This is a genomic window from Bradyrhizobium sp. NBAIM18 (assembly GCF_020193825.1).
Taxonomy (GTDB): Bacteria; Pseudomonadota; Alphaproteobacteria; order Rhizobiales; family Xanthobacteraceae; genus Bradyrhizobium; species Bradyrhizobium yuanmingense.
Genome location: NZ_JADYVO010000007.1, coordinates 20915 through 45305, shown reverse-complemented (window position 1 = coordinate 45305; position 24391 = coordinate 20915). Strand labels below are relative to the sequence as shown.

28 protein-coding genes and 1 tRNA gene are annotated in these 24391 nt (G+C 64.1%); 10 read left to right on the top strand and 19 right to left on the bottom strand.

Annotation, left to right across the window (positions count from 1 at the left end):
• Positions 1–33: 33 nt before the first annotated feature.
• A complete protein-coding gene (locus I6F17_RS17335) occupies positions 34–909 on the bottom strand; it encodes a DMT family transporter (protein WP_036012600.1) in 876 nt (291 codons plus the stop codon).
• A gap of 153 nt (positions 910–1062) precedes the next feature.
• Between I6F17_RS17335 and I6F17_RS17330 the strand changes: the two genes are divergently transcribed.
• Positions 1063–1461 carry a RidA family protein gene (locus I6F17_RS17330; protein ID WP_036039759.1) on the top strand — a complete coding sequence of 133 codons (399 nt, stop codon included), beginning with the start codon at positions 1063–1065 and terminating at the stop codon, positions 1459–1461.
• Positions 1462–1512: 51 nt separating this feature from the next.
• Here the strand turns inward: I6F17_RS17330 and I6F17_RS17325 are convergent, their stop codons facing one another.
• From I6F17_RS17325 to I6F17_RS17315, 3 genes are all read right to left on the bottom strand, one after another.
• Complete coding sequence (locus tag I6F17_RS17325; protein ID WP_225129329.1) at positions 1513–2058, bottom strand: hypothetical protein; 546 nt, start codon at positions 2056–2058, stop codon at positions 1513–1515.
• A complete protein-coding gene (locus I6F17_RS17320; RefSeq protein WP_036012597.1) occupies positions 2003–2353 on the bottom strand; it encodes a hypothetical protein in 351 nt (116 codons plus the stop codon). Before I6F17_RS17320 ends, I6F17_RS17325 begins: the two co-directional genes overlap by 56 nt.
• A gap of 229 nt (positions 2354–2582) precedes the next feature.
• Complete coding sequence (locus tag I6F17_RS17315; protein WP_036012580.1) at positions 2583–3170, bottom strand: formyltransferase family protein; 588 nt, start codon at positions 3168–3170, stop codon at positions 2583–2585.
• A gap of 646 nt (positions 3171–3816) precedes the next feature.
• On the opposite strand from I6F17_RS17315, the gene I6F17_RS17310 reads away from it, so the two are divergent.
• Both I6F17_RS17310 and I6F17_RS17305 read left to right on the top strand, forming a co-directional pair.
• A complete protein-coding gene (locus I6F17_RS17310; RefSeq protein WP_036012594.1) occupies positions 3817–4032 on the top strand; it encodes a hypothetical protein in 216 nt (71 codons plus the stop codon).
• A 126-nt stretch (positions 4033–4158) separates the two neighbouring features.
• On the top strand, positions 4159–4605 hold the full coding sequence (locus I6F17_RS17305; protein ID WP_225129331.1) for a hypothetical protein: 447 nt from the start codon (positions 4159–4161) through the stop codon (positions 4603–4605).
• A 24-nt stretch (positions 4606–4629) separates the two neighbouring features.
• Here I6F17_RS17305 and I6F17_RS17300 read toward each other — a convergent pair whose 3' ends face one another.
• Both I6F17_RS17300 and I6F17_RS17295 read right to left on the bottom strand, forming a co-directional pair.
• Positions 4630–4932: a hypothetical protein gene (locus I6F17_RS17300; protein ID WP_027575377.1), complete on the bottom strand. Its 303-nt coding sequence runs from the start codon at positions 4930–4932 to the stop codon at positions 4630–4632.
• A gap of 102 nt (positions 4933–5034) precedes the next feature.
• Positions 5035–5262 (bottom strand): hypothetical protein, encoded by a 228-nt coding sequence (locus I6F17_RS17295; RefSeq protein ID WP_225129334.1) that lies wholly within the window; start codon positions 5260–5262, stop codon positions 5035–5037.
• 221 nt (positions 5263–5483) lie between these two features.
• Here I6F17_RS17295 and I6F17_RS17290 point away from each other — a divergent pair, with 221 nt between their 5' ends.
• Together I6F17_RS17290 and I6F17_RS17285 are read left to right on the top strand one after the other, a co-directional pair.
• Positions 5484–6569: an AI-2E family transporter gene (locus I6F17_RS17290; RefSeq protein WP_036039747.1), complete on the top strand. Its 1086-nt coding sequence runs from the start codon at positions 5484–5486 to the stop codon at positions 6567–6569.
• Positions 6570–6713: 144 nt separating this feature from the next.
• On the top strand, positions 6714–7106 hold the full coding sequence (locus I6F17_RS17285; RefSeq protein ID WP_157286040.1) for an NUDIX hydrolase: 393 nt from the start codon (positions 6714–6716) through the stop codon (positions 7104–7106).
• 4 nt (positions 7107–7110) lie between these two features.
• Here I6F17_RS17285 and I6F17_RS17280 read toward each other — a convergent pair whose 3' ends face one another.
• The gene (locus I6F17_RS17280) at positions 7111–7395 is read right to left on the bottom strand and encodes a Zn-ribbon domain-containing protein (RefSeq protein WP_225129336.1); all 285 of its coding nucleotides are present in this window, start codon (positions 7393–7395) and stop codon (positions 7111–7113) included.
• Between the two features lie 500 nt (positions 7396–7895).
• Here I6F17_RS17280 and I6F17_RS17275 point away from each other — a divergent pair, with 500 nt between their 5' ends.
• Together I6F17_RS17275 and I6F17_RS17270 are read left to right on the top strand one after the other, a co-directional pair.
• Complete coding sequence (locus I6F17_RS17275; RefSeq protein ID WP_225129363.1) at positions 7896–10994, top strand: DEAD/DEAH box helicase; 3099 nt, start codon at positions 7896–7898, stop codon at positions 10992–10994.
• 1266 nt (positions 10995–12260) lie between these two features.
• Positions 12261–12932, top strand: coding sequence for a hypothetical protein (locus I6F17_RS17270; protein WP_036039743.1), 672 nt, complete (start codon positions 12261–12263; stop codon positions 12930–12932).
• Between the two features lie 13 nt (positions 12933–12945).
• Here I6F17_RS17270 and I6F17_RS17265 read toward each other — a convergent pair whose 3' ends face one another.
• The 6 genes from I6F17_RS17265 to I6F17_RS17240 form a co-directional block, all read right to left on the bottom strand.
• Complete coding sequence (locus tag I6F17_RS17265; RefSeq protein ID WP_193375071.1) at positions 12946–13116, bottom strand: hypothetical protein; 171 nt, start codon at positions 13114–13116, stop codon at positions 12946–12948.
• Between the two features lie 324 nt (positions 13117–13440).
• Entirely contained in the window at positions 13441–13599 is a 159-nt protein-coding gene (locus I6F17_RS17260) for a hypothetical protein (protein ID WP_164936882.1), read from the bottom strand.
• Positions 13600–13710: 111 nt separating this feature from the next.
• Positions 13711–13848, bottom strand: coding sequence for a hypothetical protein (locus I6F17_RS17255; RefSeq protein ID WP_225129369.1), 138 nt, complete (start codon positions 13846–13848; stop codon positions 13711–13713).
• A gap of 965 nt (positions 13849–14813) precedes the next feature.
• On the bottom strand, positions 14814–15029 hold the full coding sequence (locus I6F17_RS17250) for a hypothetical protein (protein WP_225129338.1): 216 nt from the start codon (positions 15027–15029) through the stop codon (positions 14814–14816).
• A 251-nt stretch (positions 15030–15280) separates the two neighbouring features.
• Positions 15281–15472, bottom strand: a complete 192-nt coding sequence (locus I6F17_RS17245; RefSeq protein ID WP_225112455.1) for a hypothetical protein — start codon at positions 15470–15472, stop codon at positions 15281–15283.
• A 116-nt stretch (positions 15473–15588) separates the two neighbouring features.
• Positions 15589–15936 carry a response regulator gene (locus I6F17_RS17240; RefSeq protein WP_036012559.1) on the bottom strand — a complete coding sequence of 116 codons (348 nt, stop codon included), beginning with the start codon at positions 15934–15936 and terminating at the stop codon, positions 15589–15591.
• Positions 15937–16175: 239 nt separating this feature from the next.
• On the opposite strand from I6F17_RS17240, the gene I6F17_RS37755 reads away from it, so the two are divergent.
• The gene (locus tag I6F17_RS37755) at positions 16176–16301 is read left to right on the top strand and encodes a hypothetical protein (protein WP_276573263.1); all 126 of its coding nucleotides are present in this window, start codon (positions 16176–16178) and stop codon (positions 16299–16301) included.
• A gap of 843 nt (positions 16302–17144) precedes the next feature.
• Here the strand turns inward: I6F17_RS37755 and I6F17_RS17235 are convergent.
• The 3 genes from I6F17_RS17235 to I6F17_RS17225 form a co-directional block, all read right to left on the bottom strand.
• Positions 17145–17220: transfer RNA gene (locus tag I6F17_RS17235), tRNA-Lys, on the bottom strand.
• 316 nt (positions 17221–17536) lie between these two features.
• On the bottom strand, positions 17537–20200 hold the full coding sequence (locus I6F17_RS17230) for a glycosyltransferase (RefSeq protein ID WP_036039735.1): 2664 nt from the start codon (positions 20198–20200) through the stop codon (positions 17537–17539).
• 231 nt (positions 20201–20431) lie between these two features.
• Positions 20432–21019 (bottom strand): hypothetical protein, encoded by a 588-nt coding sequence (locus I6F17_RS17225; RefSeq protein ID WP_036012549.1) that lies wholly within the window; start codon positions 21017–21019, stop codon positions 20432–20434.
• A 327-nt stretch (positions 21020–21346) separates the two neighbouring features.
• On the opposite strand from I6F17_RS17225, the gene I6F17_RS17220 reads away from it, so the two are divergent.
• The gene (locus I6F17_RS17220) at positions 21347–22906 is read left to right on the top strand and encodes a beta-(1-6) glucans synthase (RefSeq protein ID WP_225129340.1); all 1560 of its coding nucleotides are present in this window, start codon (positions 21347–21349) and stop codon (positions 22904–22906) included.
• On the opposite strand, the gene I6F17_RS17215 is transcribed toward I6F17_RS17220, so the two are convergent.
• The gene (locus tag I6F17_RS17215; protein WP_036012544.1) at positions 22866–23246 is read right to left on the bottom strand and encodes a hypothetical protein; all 381 of its coding nucleotides are present in this window, start codon (positions 23244–23246) and stop codon (positions 22866–22868) included. The two genes, I6F17_RS17220 and I6F17_RS17215, sit on opposite strands and share 41 nt — an antisense overlap.
• Before the next feature lie 141 nt (positions 23247–23387).
• Between I6F17_RS17215 and I6F17_RS17210 the strand changes: the two genes are divergently transcribed.
• Complete coding sequence (locus I6F17_RS17210; protein ID WP_157785148.1) at positions 23388–23534, top strand: hypothetical protein; 147 nt, start codon at positions 23388–23390, stop codon at positions 23532–23534.
• Between the two features lie 34 nt (positions 23535–23568).
• On the opposite strand, the gene I6F17_RS17205 is transcribed toward I6F17_RS17210, so the two are convergent.
• Together I6F17_RS17205 and I6F17_RS17200 are read right to left on the bottom strand one after the other, a co-directional pair.
• Complete coding sequence (locus I6F17_RS17205) at positions 23569–23724, bottom strand: hypothetical protein (RefSeq protein ID WP_162131179.1); 156 nt, start codon at positions 23722–23724, stop codon at positions 23569–23571.
• Positions 23725–23840: 116 nt separating this feature from the next.
• Entirely contained in the window at positions 23841–24281 is a 441-nt protein-coding gene (locus I6F17_RS17200) for an MgtC/SapB family protein (RefSeq protein ID WP_036012541.1), read from the bottom strand.
• Positions 24282–24391 lie beyond the last annotated feature (110 nt).

Sequence of the window (24391 nt, the reverse complement as noted above, 5' to 3'; positions counted from 1 at the left end):
CACTTGGTTTTGTCGCGCGAGACGGCGCGAGGTTCACCTGGCCCGGGCGGGAACCGACGAAGCGGGCTTCAAATTGAGTAAATTGCCGAACAGGATCAGCGCGGCGCCGAGCACGGTCCAGGCGTCGAGCCGCTCGGAATACAACAGCCAACCGGCAGTTGCAGTCAGTGGAACCCGCAGGAAGTCCATCGGAACCACGACCGTCGCGTCGGCGTAGCGCATCGCACTGGCCAGGCAATAATGTGAGAACGTGCCGCAGACGGCGATCACGCCGACCCAGCCCCAGACATAGAGCGACGGCCACGTCCAGACCAACAGCGTCGGAATGAAACCCGCAACCGACTGCACCACCAGCATCCAGAACAGGATCGAGAGCGCGCTCTCGGTGCGGGTCAGCGATTTGACCAGCGCCATCGCCACGCCAAATCCCATGGCGGCGCCAAGCGCGATGAGCTGGCCCGGATTGATCTCCCCGGTCGAGGGGCGGACAATGACGATAACGCCGACGAGGCCGAGCACGATGGCGGCGATCTTCCATGGCGTCATCCGCTCGGACAGGAAGCTCGCCGCGAGGACGGCCGTCCAGATCGGCATGGTGAACTCGATTGCCACCACCTGGCCGATCGGGATCAGTGTCAGTGCGAAGAACCAGCCGAGTTGGGCAACATAGTGCACCAAATTGCGGCCGACATGCTGCGGCAACCGCGATGTCTTGAGCACCTTCCAGCCGCCGGCGCGGTAGATGATCGGTGAGAGCAAGACGAAGCCGGCCAGCGACCTCATTTCCATGATCTGAAAAACATTCAGCTCGCGCGTGGTCTCGCGCCCGGCCACCGCCATGATCAGCATCAGCGACAGCCAGCCGGCCATCCACAGTGCAGCCATCATTTTCGACGGTGTGGTGCTCATCTGCGGCGGATACGGAAAGGGATGGACCAAGGAGGGGCGGCCGGTATCGGCGACATTGCCGCCGTTTGCAACGGCCAAATCTGCGGATGCAGCGATGCTGGGCGGCATGCTAAGGCATCAGCGAACAACGACAAAGATCGGGAGACATTGCCCATGCGCATCTTGCAGCCGGCCGAGTGGAAAAAACCGCGCGGCTTTTCCCACGGCGTCGTGACCGAGGGGCCGGGCCGGTGGGTGGTACTCGCCGGCCAAACCGGGGGCGACGAGGCCGGCAGTTACGATCCCGACATGGCAGCCCAGGTCGCGACGGCGCTGAAGCGGATCGTCAAGCTGCTGGGCGAGGCCGGTGCCGGCCCCGAGCACATCGTCCGCCTGACCTGGTACCTGACCAGCCGCGCCGAGTACGAAGCGGCAGGTGCCGGCATTGGCGCGGCCTGGAAGGAAACGCTCGGCCGCAATTTTCCGCCCTCGACGCTGCTCTATATCGGAGGCCTCGTGGACGAGCGTGCCAAGGTCGAGATCGAGGTCACGGCGTTCGTGCCCGGCCCATAAAAAAATCGATCCGGCGCGGGCGCCGGATCGATTGTCGCGTGAGCTAGCGTCTTATTTCGACATCGAGATGTGCGCGCCGCGGAACTGACTGTCCGCGCGCATCGTGACGTTCTGCTTGTTGCCGGACGTCTTGAGAGAGATGTTGGCGTTGAAGCCCGCGGTGGAGGCCACCAGCTCGTAGCTTCCGCCGCTGCCGCGGCCCTGGAGCGAACCGGAGATGTTGCGGCTGGTCTCGGACCAACTGCCTGCAATGGCGCCGCCTTCGGCCTTCACGTTGGCGCCGAGGTTGAATTTGTAGGCATCGCTGGCGCAGGTCAGCGACATCTCCATGGTCGGTCCGATCGGAGCGTATTTGGCCCGGCAGCGGATCCGCTCGGTCGAGCCGTCATCCAGCGTAACCGTGCCACCGCCGCTCCAGCTGCCCGCCAGTGGGGCGAACGGACCCGACTGGGCACTGCTTTCGGTCGCGGCGATCCCAGCCCCAAACAAAACGGCGGCCGCGATCAGCAGCCGCCGGTTCCCGGCGCGAGCCACAATTGGTTTATTGGCGCGATGCTTCCCACCGCCCGCTGCACGGTATGCCTGCAGATGCTCCATTCCACTTCCCCGATCCGGCGTTGCCGCTGAGTTGACCGTTGGCATATGCACCATTGATCGAAACTTTCACAAGTCCCCCGCTGCCGATGGTGCCGGAAACGTTAGCGCCGGGCGCGGTGATCTTGCCGCCGGCAACCGTCAGCATCGAGCTTGCGGTCGGCTCGCACGAACCGCTCTTGGTCACGATGGTGACTTGCCAATTTCCGTCATAGGGATTCTGGGCGAAGGCGGGGGCGGCGAGGGTGCCAGCGAGAACTGGGGCGGCACAGAACACCGCAATGCGACCAAAACGCATGAATTCGTCCTTGAATGTGTCTGAGTTGTTGACGCTTATTCGGACGAAATGTGACGGAAATTTGTTGCGATGCCAAAGCGAAAATTGTGCCTTTAGGAACAATGGTTTATTTGCGCTTTTGGCTCCAATTTCCGAAGCAGAATCAAGGGCGCCGCACGTTAAGGGTAAACGTCAGGACGACTCGGAAAGAGCTTGCTCCAGGAGACTTCGGCTCAGAGGGGGTCTTGGCTCAGGAGAGGCTCGGCGCGGAGGTCGCGAACTGCTCGTCCTGGACTTTGGCGGGTAGCGCCTTGTGGACCTTGGCGTAATCGATCACGTCGGCCAGCAGCTTGAGCCCGAGCGGCGCCAGCGCGCGCTCCCAAAGCTCTCGTGCGGTCTCGCCCTTCTTGACGAAACACCAGTCCTGGGCGGCGATCGCGCCAGCATCCATGCGGTCGGCGAGATGGTAGATCGTGCCGCCGGCGATCGGGTCGCCTTCCTTGATGGTCCATTCCACCGCGGCCTTGCCGCGGTGGCGCGGCAGCAGCGAGGGATGATAGCCGATCCCGCCGAGCCTGGCGGCGGCGAGCGCATCCTTGCCGATCCTGGCATGGCTGTGCGCGGTGATGATCAGATCGGTGTCCGGGGCGATCTCGGAGGCCACCACCAGCTTGGGATTGGCTTGCACCTGCACCTCGATGCCCGCCGCCTTGGCCGCCGCGGCGAGGCGGTCGTCGGCGTCCGCCACCACGACCCGGACGACCGAGACGCTGTGCTCCCGGAGCATGTTCAGGGTGGTCACGCCAAAATGGCGGGAGCCGACGAGGGTAATTCGCATGGGTGTCCGATCCGTCTCGCAACTGCGTCATCCCCCGATAACACGTCCGCATGCCCTGTCACCACCCGCGCAGCGTTCGCGTGGGTTATCAACAATGCGCCGGGCGCCGCTTGCGCGAACTCCGGGATTGCGCCGTCGCGCTGGCTTCCATGCGGGCATGACACCGGCTCGGGAGTGAAGGCAGCGCAGCGTCGGGTTTTTTGTTGTCGCGACGCTGCTGGCGGCCACGTCGGCCCAAGCCGGCGGGCCTTACCCGGCGGTCCCGCCCGAGACCGGCGTTGCGCCATCAGTGGGGTCGATCTCGGACGCCTACCGTTGCCTGGGGCCCTGCGTCGTCGACGAGAGCCTGCAGCGGGTTCCTGTGTTTCGTTTTTAACAGAGATGCCTCGGATTGGCTGATAAGGGTGCGCCAACCGGGGCTGGCGACATTTTCAACCCGCATCCGTTTTCGAACCCGGTTTTGGCCGCCGGCGTGACCGCCGGCGGCCTTTTCATGCCGTGCCTCGCGAAATCATCGAACGGTAACACGATCTCAACCAGCTTGGCGTATCGACGAATCCGTCGCGGATTTGTATTGCGTACCGCGACACCGAAATCGTCCGCCGGCATGGGCGCGCCGCCGGGCCTTTTCGCCGGGACAGATCTCATGCCGAACGCGATCGAGCAGATCGTCGACGCCTATGTGCGTCTGAAAAACCGCCGTGGACTGGACGAGCTGATGATGCACAGGCAGCGGCTCGCGGTCGATCTGAAGAGCCGGTCCGGCTATGATTTCAGCCTGCCGATCGGTCAGATCGACGAGGAGATCGCGATCATCGAGGCGGGGCTCAGCCGGCTCAAGTCGGATAAGTCCACGATCTAGACGTCGGCATCGTGCGCGATGCCTGGCGTTGACGCATTGTCGCAGTCCGAGCCCGGTTCATGCGGAGTTCAGGCCAGCCATGCGTCAATTGCCATGTCGTTTCGTGGGACGCGAATCCTGATAGGCTTGTCCCCATGTTTTGAAGGAATCGTCATGATCGAACTTGCGCTGGCCGGCCTGCTTGCGTTTGCAACCGTGCCTGCGGCGCCGACAGCGCCCATGGTGGAGCAGGTTCAGTTCAGGGGCGGTCCGGGCGGGCAATGTCCACACGGCTACGATTACAACCACTCGAACGGCCGCTGCTATCCCAACGACCGTCACGCGCCGGGTGTCTACACCGGGGGCCACGGCTCGGGCTATGGGCGCCGTGGTGGCCTGTGCCCGCACGGTTACGACTATAATTACACGACAGGCGAGTGCTACCCGAATCGTGCGCACGCGCCCGGCGCTTACGGTCGCCCTCAATATTACGGACGACGCGGCGGGCTCTGTCCGGACGGCTATGATTACAATTACTCGCAGGGACAGTGCTACCCGCACGGGGCACGTGCGCCGGGCATGTATGGGCGGTAGTCATCGCCGTGCTGAGGCGGGCGCTCAGTCGCGCCGGCCGCCGTCGATCACCGTGAACAGCGGCCGCGCCGGGGTGGGTTCGACCAGCAGCTCCTCCACCAGTGCGGTTGCGGCATCGACATATTTTCGGGTCGGCTTGTCGAGAGGGCGCTTGGCCTCGTCGTCGAGCGCGACTTTTGCGGCCTCGACCAGCTTGCGCATGCGCGCGGCATGGTCGTCGCCCGCGGTCAATGTCGCGCGCGCCAGCGAGCGCAGCACGAACAGCTCGCCCTCGAGGCGAAGCAGACGGTCGTTGAGCCTGGTCAGGACGGCGTTGAGGTCGGCCATGGCGTTCGAAGCGGAGGATCCGTCCTGATCTAGCCGCGATCGGTGAACGGAGTGCAAACGGCGCCGGCGCAATTCGGCGGATCGGGAGTCACCGCAGGCGGCTTACCATTCGACGCCGGCCCAGCGCCGCCCGAACACGGGCGGCCTCGTCTTCACGGCCTGCCAGCCGAAGAAGTGGTGCTTGCCGGACCAGGCATGCACGATGCTGCTGCAGATGCCGCATTTGAAGCTGCCGCTGTGAGCCTCGCTGTGCTCCTCTCTGGTCGCGGTGTAGTTCATGCCGCAACCGGTGCAGGTGAATTCTTCGATCGTCCAGATGCTGTTGGCCATGGCCCAGAATGCATTTCAGTGACTGCGGATGGAAGGTAGTCACCAGCATTTGCAGCGGCGTAAACCGGCGCGGGGAAATCCGGTTAACCCGCGTTAGCCAAGCCGGGTTGGGACGGGCGATGCGGTATCCGGCAGCCGGTCGTCTTGACGCCAGATGCGTTGCTGGCAATAACGGCTGAGCCCGCAAGCGCGGAAGTTGCGTTCATGCCGCAAGGAAAGCTGTGCCCGTGAAAAGCCTCCGTCAGTTGCTGACGGGCGAGGACGTCATCCAGCTCGTGATCCGCCTCGGCCTGCTCGCCCTGCTGATCATCTGGACCTTCCTGATCATCCGCCCATTCGTGCCGATCCTGGCCTGGAGCGGCGTGCTGGCGGTCGCGTTCTATCCGGCATTCAGCTGGGTCGCCAAGATCCTGGGCGGCCGACCCAAAACCGCAGCAATAATCCTGACCCTGATCACGCTGGGTATCGTCATCGGCCCGGCGACCTGGCTCGGCATCAGCGCGGTGGACGGCGTGCGTGAGCTGGCGCACCAGCTCGGCACCGGCGACCTCGTGCTCCAATCGGCTCCGGAGCAGCTTAAGTCCTGGCCGCTGGTCGGCCCCTGGCTCTACGAGCTCTGGGATCAGGCCTACAACAACGTTCGGACTGCGGTGCGCGAGGTGGCGCCGTATCTTCAGCCGCTGGCGGGGCCGCTGCTCTCGCTCGCGGGCGACGCCGGCCTTGGCACGCTCCAGTTTCTCGTCTCGGTGTTCGTGGCAGGCTTCCTGTTTCCGCATGGGCCGCGCCTGGTCGCGGCCGGCCGCAACTTCCTGTTTCGCATCGTGCCGGAGCAAAGCGAGCATTTCCTCTCGCTCGCCGGTGCGACCATCCGCGCCGTGGCGCAGGGCGTCATTGGCGTGGCGATCGTCCAGGCGCTGCTCGCCGGAATCGGCTTCAAGCTCGCCTCGGTGCCGAGCGCGGGCCTTCTTGCCTTCATCGTCCTGCTGCTCTCGATCGTGCAGATCGGTGCTTTCCTGGTGCTGCTGCCAGTGATCATCTGGATCTGGACCGCTAAGGACGTCACCACCGCGCTGCTGCTCACCGTGTTCTTCGTCCTGGTCGGCTTCATCGACACCATGCTGAAGCCGCTGGTCATGGGCCGTGGCCTGACCACCCCGACCATCGTGATCTTCGTCGGCGTGATCGGCGGTACGCTGGCCCACGGCATCGTCGGACTGTTCATCGGACCGATCATCCTGTCGGTGGCCTGGGAACTGACGATGGCCTGGATCAGGACCGAGGACCGGGCGGAGACGGGGAAGGGGTGATCTCGCGCCCGCCAGCGCGCGGACTGCCCGCCATGGCGCACCGGGATCGGGTTGGTTCGGCCTGTGATCAAGCTGCGCCGCTAACTTGTCTGTTCGACTAGACAAGTTACCATTGGGGCGATTCTGTTTTCGACAACGGCAGCAATGGCAAAGTCTTCCAAGCTGGTTGCCGCCAGGCGCGGCAAGGTATTGTTGGTCAGACGCCGGTCGGACGGCCTGTGGATGTTTCCGGGCGGCCGCAAGCGTGCGCGCGAGTCGGAGAAGGACTGCCTGCGGCGGGAGATCAAGGAGGAATTGCCCAAGCTGAAGCTCGGCAGGATCAGCCTCTGGAAGGAAGTGAAGGCGAGGAACAAGCGCTCCGGCCGCAAGATGAGCGACGCGATCTTCATCGCCAAGTCCGCCAAGGGCAGGCTGGCGATCGGTGACAAGAAGGAGATCGACCGCGCCGCCTGGCATAAGCCCCGCGGCATCCGCCTGACGGCGACTTCGCGCTACATCCGCGACCGCCTGTTTCCGCGCAAGCGGCGGCGAAGCTGAGCCGCTAGTCCTCCCGCGCCGCCGATCGCGTCCTGCCAGCAAACCTCCTCGATTGCGCCACCTCCGGCTCGGGTGCGGCGAGCTTCTCGGCCTGGAGCTCCCGCATCTCCTTGCGGACCTGGCGCGCACTGCGCATCGCCCGCTTGATGAATGGATGCTGCGAGTCCTCGGCGAAGAACAGCACGACTTCGCAGCTCGGACATTGCCTGGAATAGCCGTCCTGCAACCGGCCGGCGCGATCGCGAAACACGTTCTTGCACCGCGTGCACTGAACCTGGACCGAACTCATGCGCGGATGACAATCACTTTGAAATGGATCGTCAGCTGATCCGAAATGTCTGAAGAAAGCTTGAATGCCGGCTTAGCTGGATGCCGTCAGATATCGCCGAGCCAACAAGACGTGTGAACCAGTTCACAAGCGCGCGGCGAAACCGCTGCTATGAAGACGTCATTGCTTAACCGATTCATTTCGAACGAAACGCCCCAGCGTGGCTCCAAGCGCTGGGGCTTTTTCGTGCCTCCATTCTCACGGCCAAGAGCAGATCGAAAGGGATCGCGCCGCCGCCTCGAACGTTATCGAGGAGGGGTGCGTTCGCAGGGCAAATCCCATATGCATGGCGCCGAGCTGCCGATTCGAGGGGCAAGGCGGCTCGCATTCAGTTTGCGGCGGTTCAAGAGCAGAAACGGGTCCAAGTGAGGCTTTCCACGAAGGCAAGGGTGGCCAAGAAGCCGCCGAAGAAGAGCAAAGGATCGCAGCGCGCCACGATCTCGTCTTCGTCGCCTCTCGGCATGATGGCCCTTCATCTGCTTGGACAATGGAAGCAGTCCGGACGCAGCGGCATCGTGTTTCTCGCCGAGAGCGAGAACAGGGCGGAGCGGCTCGGCAGCGTCATTCACGCGCTCGACCCCGTCTGCGAGGTGCTGGTGTTTCCGCGCTTGAATACCTTGCCGTTCGATCAACTGGAGCCCTCGCACGAGCTCGCGGGGCGCAGAGCCTCCGTGCTGAGGCGCCTTGCGAAGTCCAAGAAGCCGGTGTTTCTGGTATCGACGGCCGAAGCGGTGATGGAGCGGATGCCGCTGCCGGCCAGCCTGTCGCGCCTCAGCCTGAGCTTGAAGGTGGGCGGCACGTTCTCCGAGCAGGAGCTGGAGTCCCGCCTGCAATCCCTCGGTTACGATCTTGACGATGAGCCGGATTATCCGGGCGGGGCGCTGTTCCACGGCCAGACCTTCGAGATATTCCCGGCAGGCGCGCTGGGGCCGTTCCGGATCGAGCATTCGCAGCACACGATCAAACGGATCGTGGCCTTCGACCCGCATGAGCACAGGATCATCTTCGAGACCAGGGAGCTGCTCGTCGATCCCATGTCGGAGCGGCTCGGCCTTGCCGCCAAAGGCGGTAAGCGCGCCAGCCTGTTCGATTATTGCGCGGGCGCCAGATGGATCGCCGATGCCGGCGTGCCGTCGCATGCCGACGGATGGCTCGATACGATCGAGGAGGCCGCGCCCCGCAGCGAGCGGGAGCGCGAATTTCTCGGGCGCAGCGATTGGAAGCGGCTCTCCAAGGGCATCAAGGTGCTGCCGCGGACGGCACCGTTCCAGGCCATCCCGGAATTTTCGAAGCTGACATCCTCCCGGAAGGCGTTGCGTGGCTTCGTCGAGGAGACGCGCCGGGCCGGGTCGCGGCTGATCCTCGTTGCCGCGCACGAGGACGATCTGCGCGTGATGGAGCGGATGAGCGGCGTCAAGGCGGAGCGCTGCGAAGACTGGGAGGAGGCCGCGCGCGGGCGGGGCGGCGAGGCAGCGCTGCTCGCCGATCTCGATGCCGGTTTCGTCGTGCCGGCGAAGAAGCCTCTGGTCGTGGTGACGGCGTCCGACGTGCTCGGCAGCCGCGCGCATCATCCGCAGCCGATGGCGCGCGCCTGGAGCGCGGCCTTCGACCATGCCGATGCGCCGGAGCAGGGCACGGTGGTCGTTCATCTCCAGCGCGGCCTTGCCGTGCTCGACGGCCTGCAGACCGTCAACACCGGCGGGGGCGCGATGCGCGAGATGATCCGCCTGAAGTTCGCCGGCGACAATGCGGTGCTGGTGCCGCCGCCCGATCTCGCCTTGATGTGGCCTTACGCCGCCGAGCTCGGCAGGCTTTCGCTCGATAAGGCGGACGGCAGCACGTGGTGGGCGCGCCGCAGCGAGGCCGAGCGCGAAATCCAGATCGCCGGCAAGGCGCTCGCCAAGCACATCAGCCAGCGCCGGCGGCGGCGCGGCGAAAAGCTGGTGCCGCCGGGATCGGCCTACGAGAAGTTCGTCGCGCGTTTTCCTTACTTCACGACGATCGACCAGGCCCAGGCGATCCGGGACGTGCTGGATGATCTCGCATCCGGCCATCCGATGGACCGGGTGATCTGCGGCGACGTCGGCTTCGGCAAGACCGAGGTCGCGCTGCGCGCGGCGGCCGCGGTGGTGCTGTCGGGCAAGCAGGTGGCGGTCGCGGTGCCGACGACGGTGCTGGCGCGCCAGCACGTCGCGACGTTCCAGAAGCGATTTGCCCCGTTCGGCATCGAGGTCGGCAACCTCTCGCGCGCCACTTCGGGCGCGGCGCTGCGGGAGACCAAGGAGGGCTTGCGCAGCGGCCGGATCAAGGTCGTGATCGGCACGCAGGCGCTCACCGGCAAGGACGTCAGGTTCGACGATCTCGGCCTCGTCATCGTCGACGAGGAGCAGCATTTTGGCGCTGCGGAAAAGGCAAAGCTCGCGGGGCTCGCCAAGAACGTCCATGTGCTGATGATGAGCGCGACGCCGATCCCGCGCACGCTGGCCGCCGGCCTTGCCGGCTTCCGTGATCTCAGCGTGATCGCCTCGCCCCCGGTGCACCGGCTTCCGGTCGCGACCCGGATCGCGCCGCTGTCGGATGCGGCGATCGCCTCGGCGCTGCTGCGCGAGCAGCGCCGCCACGGCCAAAGCTTCCTGATCTGCCCGCGCATCCAGGATCTCGATCCCATGCTGGCGCGGGTGCGGGCCGTGGCGCCGGACCTGCGCATCGTCTGCCTGCACGGCAGGCTGGCCGCGGACGAAATCGACGACCGCATGATGAGCTTCGTCGAAGGCCATGCCGACGTCCTGCTCGCGACCAACATCGTGGAGAGCGGCCTCGACATTCCCCGCGCCAACACCATCGTGGTGTGCTGGCCGGAAAAATTCGGCCTCGCTCAACTGCATCAGCTGCGTGGACGCGTCGGCCGCGGCGGCATCCGCGCCTTCGCGCATCTGCTCACCGAGACGGAGTCCGGACAATCCGAGAAGCGCCTCGCCGTGCTCGAGGAGTTCAGCCGGCCGGGCGCGGGCTTTGCCATCAGCGAGCGCGACCTGGATCTGCGAGGCGCAGGCGACTTGTTTTCCGAGCAGCAATCCGGCCACGTCCAGGTGTTCGGGCCCGTGCTCTACAGCCACCTGCTGAAGATGGCCTCGGAGAAGAGCGACGAGCAGCTGTGGGTGCCCGACCTCAACCTGCCGGTCGGGGACATGCTGCCCGAGAGCTACGTGCAGTCCGAGCCGGTGCGGCTCGAGCTCTATGCCCGCGCCGCACGATGCAACGACGAGGACGATCTCGACGACCTCGAGGAGGAAACCTCCCGCCGCTTCGGACCCTTGCCAAAGCTCGCGCGCGACTTCTTCGCCGCGGCCAAGCTCAGGATCGAATGCAAACGACGCGGAATCATCCGCCTCGACGTCGGCCCGGACGCTGCGGCCGCGACGTTCCTGCCCGGACGCCTGCGCAAGTCGCGAGGCAAGTCACTGCAACGCGACGGCGACCGCGTCGTCTATCACAGCCCGATGTGCGATGCGCCGTTCGAGCGGGTGGAGGAGCTGTTCGAGCTGCTCGATGAGGGGTAGGGGCTTGCGTTTCGTCAGCGCGCGCAACTGCGAATTCGTAGCGGAAACCCTGCTCCACCATTATAGTTAATTTGGGCGTGGCGAAGGAGATCGTCCGATGTCACATGCCATTCGTCCAGTGATTGCCACGATTGTCGCAGGCTCATGTCTGTTGGCCCTGGTGCAAGCGGGCGGCGCAAATGCCGGCTCCGCCGGAGCGGGCATGGGAACGGGGCAGGGGAGCGCTGGCGGCTCGGCGCCTTCTGGAATGGGGACGAGTGCGGGCAATGCAGGTCCCTCAGCCCCCCCAGGGATGGGGACGAAGGACATCGCGCCCGGCGGAGATCTGGGCACCAACAGCGAAGCGACCAATCCGAACGTCCAGCCCGCCACGCCTGCGAGGTCGCGGGCGGCAGCTCAGGCCGCGAGAAATGCCGGGGCTGGTCGCGCTCAAAATGGCCTGCCGATCGGCGCAATTGGCAGCGGCACGAGCAATGAAGATCAAAAGGCCGCTGGTTCGGCGTTCTCCCAAAGCAGATTCCGACCGGCAACACAGGCTCAAGGAAACGCCAGTGTTGGTTCAAATAGTCTGTCAGGGAGAGGCTCGAGCCTTTCGGACCAGATCAGTCGGCCGCGAGCCGCACGAGCTGGAGACAAGGTGCTGGATGCCAAGGCCCGGGTCGAGCGACGAACGACTGTGTCGCCCAAACGCGTTAAGAGCCCGATAGGACCAGGTTTGTAATCTGCGAGCGACGGGGGAACAGGTCGACTCGGTGCATCGCGCTCTCCACATGTGGCGCTCGCGTTTGAGCGGACGGACGAGCTGTTCGAGCTGCTGGATGAGGGGTAAATCGGAAAGTGCGAAAACAACCCCATGCACAGTAGCTATGTGTTTGTGCGATAAGGCGTTCTGCATTCGGCGCGTCCATCGCGGCCGAGGTGGCCCAAGCAAGCGTGGTCCACGACCCGGATCGGGCCTATCGTGCCGAGTCCGTGCCGGAGGCGCCGTCACTTGGCCGTTGATTTGTCGGGCAAAACAGTGGCATCATGCCAACTTCGGAAAATCCGTTGCTGGCATGGCTGTTGCCGAATGCACGGCGAGGAGCTTGCACCGAATCCGTAATCGGCCGGGGTCGCCTGGCCGTCCGCCGGCCGCGCCGCTAACGCGGAATTAATCCAGAAAGCCGACAATTTTAGGCAGTTGTGTATGGGTGCTGCGTAAGCGGATCGTCGCGAGGGCGTTCCAGGGGCGGCTTCCTGTTGCTCGCTCCATGGGGGTCAGTGCAAATGACCACGTCCTTCGAAACGCCAAGCTTCGCCGAAGAGCTCGACGCCGTCGCCCTTGCAGCCGCTGCAGGCGCGCAGGAACCCGCAGGCCCGGAAGCTGAGCCGCCGCCGATCACCCCCCGCCGCAAAACGATTCTGCCGCTGGCGGTGTGTGCCCTGGCCATCAATGGCGCTGCGGCCATCTATACGTCGCCCTCCGGCATGCCGTCACTGAATGTTGCCAGCCTGGCTGAACTGCTGCCGCGACAGGAAGCGTCGGCGCCGAAACCGGATCCGGTCGTCACCGCCCTGAAGGAGATCCAGTCGGCCCAGCAGCAGCACACCGCTTCGCTGCAGGAGAACAACCAGACGCTGCAGCAGAATGCAGCCTTGCTGCAGCAGGATTCACTCTTGCTGCTGTCGCTGCGGCAGAGCATCACGGACGAGCGGGTCGACGTGAAGAAGATCTCGTCGCAGCTCACCACGCTGATCGCCAAGGTCGACTCGCTGCAGAACGTGATGATATCGGACGTGACGTCGTCCGTTCGCAGAGCGAATGCGCGCTACGGACTGTCCGCCGCGATGCGCAAGCGGCTGGTGCGCGAGCCCAAGCCTCTGGGGCCTCTGGGCCCGGTGTCGATCGGAGGGGCGCCGCTGAGCGTCCCGGCCGCGGTGGCGGGGCCGGAGAGCTGAGGATGCGTCCTAGCTAGGCCGCTTCCTCCTCGAACGAGGTATAGACCCGGCCTGTGGGATCAACGACCTGAACGTCCCAGCACCCGTCCTCGACCAGTTCCCTGGCCTTTTTGAGGGCCGCGGCGAGTGACGCCCGCTTGAGGCTGACGATGCCCGCCGTGTCGAAACCGTTGATTTCAAACATGCCGTTCCTCCGGTTTTGGGGAATCCTACACGTTTCCGGCGCGATGTCAGCGGGTTTGTCAAAGTTTCAGTTGCTGGGCCTTGGCCGCCAACCGTATTCCTGATGGGAAATCGTGGCGGTGATGTCGGCCTCTTTGTCTGCCGAGAGGCGCCAGGCCGCTACTCCAAAGCACAAAGTCAGGACCAGGGCCGTCGCAAGCAGAAGCATCGAGACGAAATGGCTCACGCGCATCACCAGCGGTTGGAAGCTACGAGAGAGCGAACACGGGTTGCCGATTCGGAAAATACAGACGGGCTGACCTAAAGCCCTGGTTTCCACATCAAGTCACACAGGACCAAAGGCGCTCACGATCCCGATCGTGATCGGGACCAGCGCGACGATCGTCCATAAGGCGGGCGAGCTGGAAGACAGACCGGCGAAAAAGATCAAGAGACCGAAGCCCACAAGGGCCGCCGAGATGGCATAGGCGAGTGCTTTTTCCATCGTTCGATCCACGAGGAAACGGGATGGATTGCGCCTGTAGGACTCACTGCCGTTCGAAACGTTCCCATGCTGATCTGGATTGGCGGTGCATCAGCATCTCTGCAGCTCCGCTCAGCATGTCAACCACCACTGCGGCTCCGAACTGTCGAACACTTCGCGCTTGGCTGGAACGGTAGCCAAGTCGCGGATCAGGGCGCGTTCGGCCGCATCTTTGCGAAGTTTCTCGATCTGCGCCAGATAGTCCTTCATTGGCAACTGGCTCCGTTTGCGCAAACAAAACGTACAAGCAATGTGCGAAAGCGAGCAGAAGTGATTGCCGATTTTTCCTAGTCTTCGATGGCTTTGGCCTTCCCCAAGGTCCAAGCACCTCCAGCGGCCCCGGCCTCACACCCCAAAAGCCCCTTACGGTCGGGGCCGTCATTGGATCGTAGCCGTGACGTCTGCTCCTGAGCGTTCGCGGGTGGAGGAGCCGAGTCGCATCGCTCGAGCTGCGACAACGGCGCAGCGCTCTTCAAAGGAACTGGCTCCATGCCTCTGCATTCCTCGATTGCATGATTTTCCCACTTTTCGGTCGGCTCGGGTGACGGAGGGGGTACATGGGCACTTTCGATCACACCGCTGTTCTGAAGCAGCGTTTCGATGAGCTTGCTTCTGGGCTTTCCGAATTGGAAGACCTGCGCTCGCGCGTAGTCGCAGCCGAGCAAATGCAAGAGAGGCATAGTCACGAGGGCAAGCCGCCCCCGACAATTCGCAACGGTGGCACCCCTAAATCGCGATCAGCAGAAACCGATCGGCCAAAGAGGCGCTAGGCGCGGCCCCCGGTTCACGCTTCAGAACAAGGGCCGCCGCTCTGGAACAGCGGCCCTGCCGGGTTACGATAGATCCGAGATGAAACTTGCCAGCCCCGGTAACGACATGGTTCCTCCTGGAGGGACGTTCCTGCATCAACAAACGTGAATCCAAAGGAACGGCCCCGGGCGTCCCGGGGCTGGCTGCGGACACACCGAGGCCGCCCGACGCACCACTCAGCGTGGCACGCCGGGTGATATCGTCTGCTCAAACATTCGAGCTGGGTGTCTCAAAAGATACCGTCCGGGATTAAAATTTCGAGGTCTAGGCCAGAACCAGCCCCGACCGCACGCGAACGGCGGCCGGTGAACACGTTCGAATGCGGCGCCCGAGAAAGTAGACCCGCAGCCTTGGGGCCCGCCGGTTCACGCCCGCGAGCCACCCCCATTCGCCGCACGCGGCTTCTCCGTGCGCGGAGGCATCAGCAAAAGTAGCAATTGTTCAGCTCGCTCCTTGGTCAGATTGGCCGCCATATCGGTCCCGATCAGTGCTGGGCCCCTGCGTTCTCGATCGTAGACCATCCAACCCTTGCCGCCCATGCGAATGAAAAATCGGCTTTGCGACGGAACCTCGTCAGTCAATGAAGCATGCTCCCGATTTGCCCAGCACCTCTCAGGAAGCGGCATTCTTCTTTGTAGCTTCATTCGCATATGTGAATCGTTTCGGGAAAAAGTGGCAATTGGTCGAGTTTTCGTTCACAGTTGAGTGCACTGTCACCGTAGATTGTCAGATCCGGCGGGCGGGCTGCTTGAAACGCCTCGCTTGACTTGACGACCGTGGTCACGCGCCAGCGGTTGTTGAGTTCGTGGGGAAGCCAATGATGCAGTGCGCATCAACCGGCGAAGCTCCGGCCTTCCTGCGTCAGCTCGAAGCTCTCGCCATTTGCGCAGAGCAAACCCGCCTCGACCATTTGCTTGGCAAATGACAGGCTGCACACCGGCTGCGAGCCGCCCGGATGATACAGCCGCGTGCCCCGCGCGATCAGGTGCCCATACAGCAGAGCGAGCCGCAGCGGCCTGACCATCCCGGGCGAGACATTTGGCATTCCTGCCAAAGCGTGCGGAAGGCCCTTCGTTCCTGCGTGGAGTCGAACGACTGACAATTGTCAGTCTGCGGAGCATTGACCGCGGCTGGCTGCAGCTAATCGCCCGCGAGCGACTGCATCGCTTCCAAGAGGCGTTCAAGCCCGAACGGCTTCTGGAGCATGATGCTGCCGGACACCGGACGCGGAGCGGCGTGCGTGTAGCCGGTGGCGTAGATCACAGGCATGCGCGGATTGGATTGCCTGCACTGGATGGCGACATCCCAGCCCGTCAGCGAGCCCGCCAACCTGATGTCGGTGAACAAGAGATCGGGTGTGGCTTCGGCACAGAGCTCGAGCGCGCGCTCGCCGCTATCAGCTTCCATCACCTCGTGCCCGTGAGTCTCCAGGATGTCGACCACCACGTCCCGGATCAGGTCTTCGTCTTCGGCTACAAGAACCCGCAAGTCTCCCTCCAGTCGCGCTCTTCGTCCACGACGCGAGGACCCATGCGCGGAAAACATAGTGCCGGCTGGTCGGGCCGCCTCCGCCAACCCGGCCGACGAGCCAGCGAGGCTCAAGCTGGAACGGGTGGCCTTTGTTCCTGCCCACCTGCTGAGCCGGACGGCATTTCGATTTTTGCTACTTGATTCTATTGGTGAGCGCGCCGGGGCTCGAACCCAGGACCGGGAGCCTGGATCGGGCAATGAACCAAGAGCATGGTTGGCGAGGCGACTACTTCACCGACATGGAGCAGGACGACAGCGACGCTGAGGACGACGATCCGGAGGAGGCGAAGCAGCAGGCTCCGGAAATGTGCCCGTGCGCTTGATTCTGCTCATGCCATATCGGTTGTCTCACGAGTCTCGAAATCGAACGCTGCCGGGCTCGAAATACATGTCCCGGCAGCGTGTCATTCTCAAACTGAGCGCTGAAATCCCAGTTGGCTTCGACTGTGCAACGGACATGCCACAGACTTGTGACAGGAGCCCGCCGGTTCGTGCTGGCGGGCCTTTGATAGCTTAATAGTAATGGCGCCTTGGGCGGTGATAATAGTCGCCATAACCGTAATATCCCTGCCGGCCCTGCTGAAACTGTGGCGGCACCGTGCCGTTGGGGTAGCACCGACCGTCTCGAATATCGACGTCGGCGCCGTGGCCGCATCGGACGGGATGTCTACCGTAGCCTCCACCGTAACCTCCGCCGTAACCTCCGCCGCCGCGATGATAGTACTGCCGCGCAGCCTGTTCTTGAGGAGGGAGGGCTCCGTTCGGATAACACATGCCGTCTCGGGCGCTCAGGTCCCAACCGTGGCCGCATGGAGGCGGGTGTCTTGGCACACCATACTGGACCTGCTGGATGGGTGGCTGAACCAGCCCCGGCACGGGCGGGCCCATAAGTAGCGCTGCGGCGAGCACGGAAACGATCATCTGAGAACCTCCATGGGGCGCAGCGTGCCTCAGCACGTATGAACCCGCTGTGAATGGCACGGCTCACGTTGGCGGCTTCTTGGCAAAGCCTAGGGTTAGCACCATAACCACTGCCAAGAGAACCCAGCCGACAATATCGATGGCGGTCTTGGCTGCACCCGGCGAGTGTGCACACTGTGTGCAGGCCCCAAAAAGTCCCCTCAACTCGAAGGGCTGAATTTTGGCTCTAGGTGCTTGATCTAGCTTGGTGAGCGCGCTGGGGCTCGAACCCAGGACCCCGTGATTAAAAGTCACGTGCTCTACCGGCTGAGCTACGCGCTCCCATGGCCGCTGATGGCTCGAAGAGATCGCCATCGTGTTCGGACATTCGAGAGGCATGTCTTGCCGCTTCGCCTAGAGATCGCGTCGCGGGGAAAACCGGCTGTTTCCGGATCATGCCTTCGGCCCGCGCTGTGTAGGGGGAGTGGCTGCGGAGGTCAATAGCGCGGGTGGTTGCCGAAGATCGCGGCAGGAGCGGGGATTTGCCTGGGCTATCCGTCGCTTAGGCCAAAATTCTCACCTCGATTGGCGGCCGGTCATCCACGCCGAAGACCGCTTGCCTCCAGGCACGAGGTCCGAAGACCGGCGTGGAGCAGGATCAGTTCGTCTCCCGCCGGACCTCGCTCGGCACCGGCTGCGGCGTTGTGCTCGGGTGGGGCAGCGCGACCGGACGCAGGCCGATCAGCTCGGCGGTGCGGATCGCGCTGTCGCGCCAGAACTGGAACGAGTTGATGCGGCTGAGCTCGAGGATGGCGATGGCGACCGCGGCGAGGAACGGCAGGCTCTGCAGCACCAAGACGCCCGCGAAGATGTAGATCTCGGTGATCTGCTTGTAGCTGTTGGTGGCGATCAGCACGCCGGCGCCGACCAGGAGCAGGGTGCCGATCACGGCTTCCCAGAACGCCTGGAACTCGATCGACATGCGGGACAGGCCGCCTTTGGAGGTGCGGGCGAAGGCGATGTGCTCGGTGATCAGGCCCTGCGCCACCGCGCGCGACACCGTCCATTGCACGCTCATCGCCGCGATCATGGCGCCCAGCATCTGGCCGGGCTTGATGGCGACGCGTGCGCGGTACATCGACAGGAAGTGCACCAGCGAGACGATGAAGGCGCCGATGATCGGCAGCGTCAGGATCTTGTCGGGAATGGCGATGTCGGCGAAGGCGACGATCGGCACCCAGATGAGGTTGAGCAGCGCCACGACCACGCCGAGGCTTTCGGCGCCCAGCCAGTTCAGCCAGCCGAGGCCATATTCGCGCTTCTGGTCGGGCGTCAGCCGGCTTGCGCCGGGCAGGAAGCGGCGCCAGTGCTTCTTGACGATCTGCAGGCCGCCATAGGCCCAGCGGTGCCGCTGCTTCTTGAAGGCCTCGTAGGTGTCCGGCAGCAGGCCTGCGCCGTAGCGGGTATTCGTGTAGTGGGTGGTCCAGCCGAGCTCCTGGATGGCAAGGCCGAGATCTGAGTCCTCGCAGATCGTGTCGCTCGACCAACCACCGGCCATGTCCATCGCGGCGCGGCGGATCAGGCACATCGTGCCGTGCACGATGATGGCGTTGGCCTCGTTGCGCTGGACCATGCCGATGTCGAAGAAGCCGGCATATTCGCCGTTCATGATGTAGTGCATGATCGACAGATCGCCGTCGCGGTGCTCCTGCGGCGCCTGCACGAGGCCGACGCGCGGGTCGGCAAAAGCAGGCACGAGGTCCTTCAGCCAATCGGGCTCGACGACATAGTCGGCATCGAGGATGCCGATGATCTCGGCATCCGCCGCGGTGCGGTCCATCGCAATCCGCAGCGCGCCGGCCTTGAAGCCCTGCACCTTCTCGGCGTTGATGAATTTGAAGCGTTCACCGAGCGCGCGGCAATGGTCCTGGATCGGCTGCCAGAAGGCGGGATCCGGCGTGTTGTTGATGATGACCACGCATTCGTAGTTCGGGTAGTTCAGCCGCGACAGCGCATCCAGCGTCTGCTTCAGCATCTCGACGGGCTCGAAATAAGCGGGGATATGGATCGAGACCTTGGGGCAGTAATCCTCGGGCACGTTCTCGACCGGCTTGTTCTTGGCGATCAGGCGCTGCGGCGGCCGGCCGAAGGCAACCGCGGCGATCTCGTCGATGCGCGCCATCGCGATGAGGACCAGCGGAACAAGGAGGATCATGCCGAGCGTCAGCGCGAAAGCCGAGCCGAACAGGAAGTAGTGGCCGTTCCAATAGGCGAACACGGTCGCGGCCCAGGCGCCGACGCCGTTGGCGGTCGCCGACAGCAGGAAGGCTTGCCTCGCGGTCGCCTTCTCGATCCGCAGGATCGGCAACGACAGCAGCACGCCGACCAGCAGCGCGATGCCCATCAGCTTCCAATAGTCGGGGTTCTCGACCGGGCCGGTCCAGGCGAATTTCGGCTCGCCGCTGGCATTGAGGACGCCCCAATACGGACCGACGCCGCCTTCGAAGAATTTCCAGGGCCGATCGAGGGCTTCGACGATGTTGTAGTCCATGCCGAGCGCTTCGGCGCGGGTGACGAAGTTGCGCAAGGTCAGCGCCTGCTGGAACGGACCTGGATCTGCGTTGCGCAAATTATAGCCTGCGCTCGGCCAGCCGAACTCGGCGATCACGATGCGCTTGCCCGGGAACTGATTGCGCAGGAGGTTGTAGCGGTCCACGGCCTGGTCGACGGCCTGATCTGAACGGAAATTTTCCCAATAGGGCAGCACGTGCGCGGCGATGAAGTCGACGCTCGAGGCGAGGTCCGGAAAATCGCGCCAGATGTTCCAGATCTCGCCCGTCGTCACGGGAACACGGACCGCGCTCTTGACCTTCTTGATCTTGCTGATGAGGTCCTCGACCTTCATCTCGCCGCGGTAGATCACCTCGTTGCCGACCACGATGCCGATCACGTTGCTGTTCTTGCGGGCGAGCTCGATGGCGGCCTTGATCTCCCGCTCGTTGCGATCCTCGTCCTTATCGATCCACGCGCCGACCGTGACCTTGAGGCCGAACTCGGCCGCGATCGGCGGCACCAGTTCGCTGCCTTCCGTCGCGGTGTAGGACCGGATCGCTCGCGTGAGGGTCGAGAGCTTCTTCAAGTCCGCGCGAATCTTGTCGGGGTCGACGTTGAGGTCGACGACATGGCCCGGTTCGAACGGCGTATAGGACAGGCTCGGCACCAGGCCCTTGAAGTCCGGCGCAGGTTCCCTGTCGCGCAGGACTCCCCAACTGCCTGCGTGGAGCGCAGACACGAGCAACAGAACGGCGGCGACAACGCGCATCGCGGCTAAACCAATAGGGGCTGAGGTGGCAGGGAAGCGGATCCGACCCCGAGATCCGACCAAGTCCGCGGCAAAGGGAGCATATCTCTGCCGCGCGGTTTCACAACTGTCATGGCCTCATGTCCTTATGAGGGCATGGCCTTTTCGAACGACGCGCGGCAGTGCCGACCGTCTCTATGGCCGGTCGTTCCTGAACGGCAGCTGAAACGACCGGAGCTATTTTGGTTGGGGCTATTTCGCCGGCGTGGGGGACGGGCTTGCCGCAGGCGAGGGGCTCGCGGCCGGCTGCGGCTGCGCATTGGCGGCCGGCGCTGCCGGCTGGGCGGCCGCGGCCGCCGCCTGCTGCGGCTGGGCGGCCGGGTTGATCCAGCACGCGTGCACGCGGCTATCCAGAGTTTCGGCCACCTTGGGGTCGATCTGGCCGCCGAAACGGGTCAGGCAGCGGAACGCGGCCTGGATGTGGCCGCCGGGACAGCCGAAGCGGTCGTAGAGGTCGAGATGACGGAATGCGGTATCGAGGTCGTCCCGCCACATCAGCCGCACCACGCGCCGGCCGAGCCAGACGCATTCGGGATTGCCGGCCGGGCCGTTGATGACCTGGGCGGCTTCCGCGAACTCGTCGGTGCGGCGCTGATTCTGGGCGGCGTCCTTGGCGGCGTCGGCGGGCTGGGCGGCCGCCTTGCCCTGTTCGGGGCCCGGCGGACCGCTCTGGGCGGAAGCGCCGCCAGCACCGGTCAGAACGAGCAGGCAGGAGACGGCCAAGGTGGCGGCGAACTGCCGCAGGACCGCATTTCGTGACTCGAACACCCGTTGCCGCATGAATTCCCCAATGTATCCGCTGGCCGTCCGCGTCAGGAGCCCCGCGGACGCGCTAGCTGATGGCGTCCAAATGGGTCTCCAATGCGGCGGAAAAGTCTTTCGGAGTCCATGACCTGTATTTCGAATTTTGTCCAGCAAAGTCACGATCCTAGATCACGGTGAACCGGCGCAGGTAAATTCCTTGGGGGCGCAAGGGATCCACCGGACGTGCCCCCTTGGCAGACGGCGTGCGAGAAGGTAATCGACGGCCCTTCGCGGAGGACGGAACCGATTTCTCTTCGTACGCCACTGGCGCTTCTGCTCGTCTCACTGGGTGCGATCGCTGCCGTGTGGTGGTGGCTTGCCACGCCGATCACGCTCGCGCGCGCCCCGATCGATCCCGCCGACAAGGTTCAATGCGTCTCCTACGCGCCGTTCCGCGGCGAGCAGTCGCCGCTGGAGGCATGGACCCATATCGATGCCGACCAGATCGAGCAGGACCTGCGCCAGCTCAAGGAGATCACCGACTGCGTCCGCACCTATTCGCTGGAGAACGGGCTCGACCAGGTGCCGGCGATCGCCGCCAAGGTCGGCGGGATGAAGGTGCTGCAGGGCATCTGGCTCTCGAGCAACCGCACCAAGAACTACGAGCAGGCCGGGCTCGCCATTCGCCTCATCAAGCAATTCCCTGACGTCATCACCTCCGTCATCGTCGGCAACGAGGTGCTGCTGCGCGGTGAGATGACGACGGCGGACCTCGTCGCTCTCATCCGCCTGGTGAAGACCCAGGTCGGCGTGCCCGTGACCTATGCCGATGTGTGGGAATATTGGCTGAAGAACCGCGAGGTGTATGACGCCGTCGACTTCGTCACGATTCATATCCTGCCCTATTGGGAGGATTTCCCGATCAGGGCGAAGTTCGCTGCTGCCCATGTCGAACAGATCCGCGAGCGCATGGCGGTGGCGTTTCCCGGCAAGGAGATCCTGATCGGCGAAACCGGCTGGCCGAGCGCGGGCCGCATGCGCGACGGCGCACTGCCCTCGCGCACCAATCAGGCGCGCGTCGTCTCGGAAATCCTCGGCCTTGCGAAGGCGCAGAAGTTCCGCGTCAATCTCATCGAGTCCTACGACCAGCCCTGGAAGCGCAGGCTGGAAGGCACCGTCGGCGGCTATTGGGGCCTCTACGACTCGGTGCGCAGGAGCCTGAAATATCCGCCGGGACAGCCGATCAGCAATTTCCCGTACTGGAAATGGTACATGGGCGCCGGCATGGGGCTTTCCGTGCTGGTGTTCGCTGTCGCGCTGATCACGCTGCGCCGCCGGCCGTGGACACCGCGTTTCCCGGCCTGGCTCGGCGTCGGCATCTCGGCGACGACCGCCGGAATCCTGCTCGGGATCGGCGCCGACAAGATGTACTACGAGAGCTACGGGATCGGCGGCTGGCTGCTCTGGGGCGCGTTGCTGCTGGCCGGCATCCTGTCGCCGATCTTCTGCGCGCAGGCGATGGTGATCGGCCGCAGCCTGCCGACCTTCCTCGACCTGCTCGGCCCGCGCGAGGGCCGGAAATGGTCGAAGCTCACCGCGGTGCTCGGCGTGACGCTGGCGGTGACCGCGGTGATCGCTTCCGCGAGCGCGCTCGGCTTCGTGTTCGACCCGCGTTACAAGGATTTTCCTTACGCCGCGCTGACGATGGCCGTGGTGCCGTTTGCGCTTCTGATGCTGAACCGGCCGCAGATCGGCCAGCGTCCGATCGCCGAAGCGGTGTTCGCCGGGGTGCTGGCGCTGTCCGCCGTGTACGTGCTGTTCAACGAAGGTCGCGACAATTGGCAGTCGCTATGGACCTGCGCGATCTATCTGTTGTTCGCGCTCACGCTGTGGCGGGCGCGGGCCGAGCAAAGCCAAGAATAAGCAGGCCGATCGCAAGGCCCGACAGCACGACATTGTAGAGCACGATGCCGAGGCCGGCGGCGATGAGGCCGACGGTCAGCAGCACGATTGACGGCCGCATCAGGTTCAGCGTCGCAACCACCAGCGCCACGATGCCGAACACCGAATTCTTGAACAGCACGGTCGAGACCGAGCGCGACTTGCAGACCAGGGTCTGAAGCCCGGCGTCGCAGGCGAGCGCGACCTGCGAAAACTCGATCGCGAGATAGCGCACGTAGAGCGCGCAGCCGACGGTGACGAATCCGACCACGAGCAGGAACTGCACCTGGTAGGGCGTGAGGCGGAAGGGCTTCTTTGTCATGGCGGCAATATGGTCGGGAAGGCGCGGCCAGGCAACAGCGCAGGCGAGGTTTCTGTTGATCCGCCCGGGCACTCTCCAGGAACACGCGAGCCTCCCGCTGGTTCTCAACATTGTGTTGCCAACACCGCCTAGGAGTGAGGCATGGACAAGCCGACGCAGGAGCAGCTGAGCGAGCTCAAGAGGCTGAGCAGGGAGGCGCGGGTCGAGGATTGGTCGGAAATCGTCCGCTCGAAGGAAGAGGCGGAGATGCGCATCCGCGATCTGAAGGAAAAGGCGCGCATGGAATAGGTCATCGCCTGCGCCAAGGACGATCAGCGGGCGATCAATTGCGACCTTGCGTGTTCCGGCTCTGCTCCGCCAGCCGGCGCTCGTATTTTTCAGCCAAGGCGAGCAGTCGCTTCCTGATGTGGGGATCGGCCCGCTCGGCCAGTTCGCGGATCAACGCGAGTTGCTCCCGCAGAAAGTTCGCGTCCGTCATCTCCGCTCCGAATCAAGTCCGGTGCGGAGTGTGCCGTGTCAGGTTGGTCTCGTTCGTATCATTTGGTACTTGGGCGGAGGCATGAAGCCGCTCACCGGCCATCTGCGACTACCAGACTACTTCAACCCCAAGCGACGTTCGAGCCAGCTGAGCGCGAACAGCACGAATAACGTGACTGCGATGGCGGCGCCCACCAGCAGCCAGGCGCCCAGCGCGCAGGCGATGCCAAGACCGGCAGCGATCCAGACAGTCGCCGCCGTAGTGAGGCCATGAACCGTCTTGGCCTTGACGTCGTGCAGGATGACGCCCGCACCGATGAAGCCGACGCCGCTCAGCACGCCGGTAACAATGCCTTGGACCACCCTCGAGACTGCATCCGGGTGGTCGCGCAAATTCTGAAACTCGATCACGGAAATCGAGATCAGCGCAGAGCCCAAGGCCACCAGCGCGAGGGTGCGCATGCCCACCGGCTTGTCGTTCATGTCGCGGTCGATGCCGATCACGAGGCCCGTAGCCGCCGCGACGAGTAGCCTCAGCACATCATCCAGTTCGTTCATCAAGACCCGCGTTTCTGGAGGGGCGACGCTTCGCGCACGTCGGACATGGACCTGCGAACTTGCTGCCAAGCGCGGCCGAGGTCCAAGCGTCCGTTGGTCGCATGCTGGCT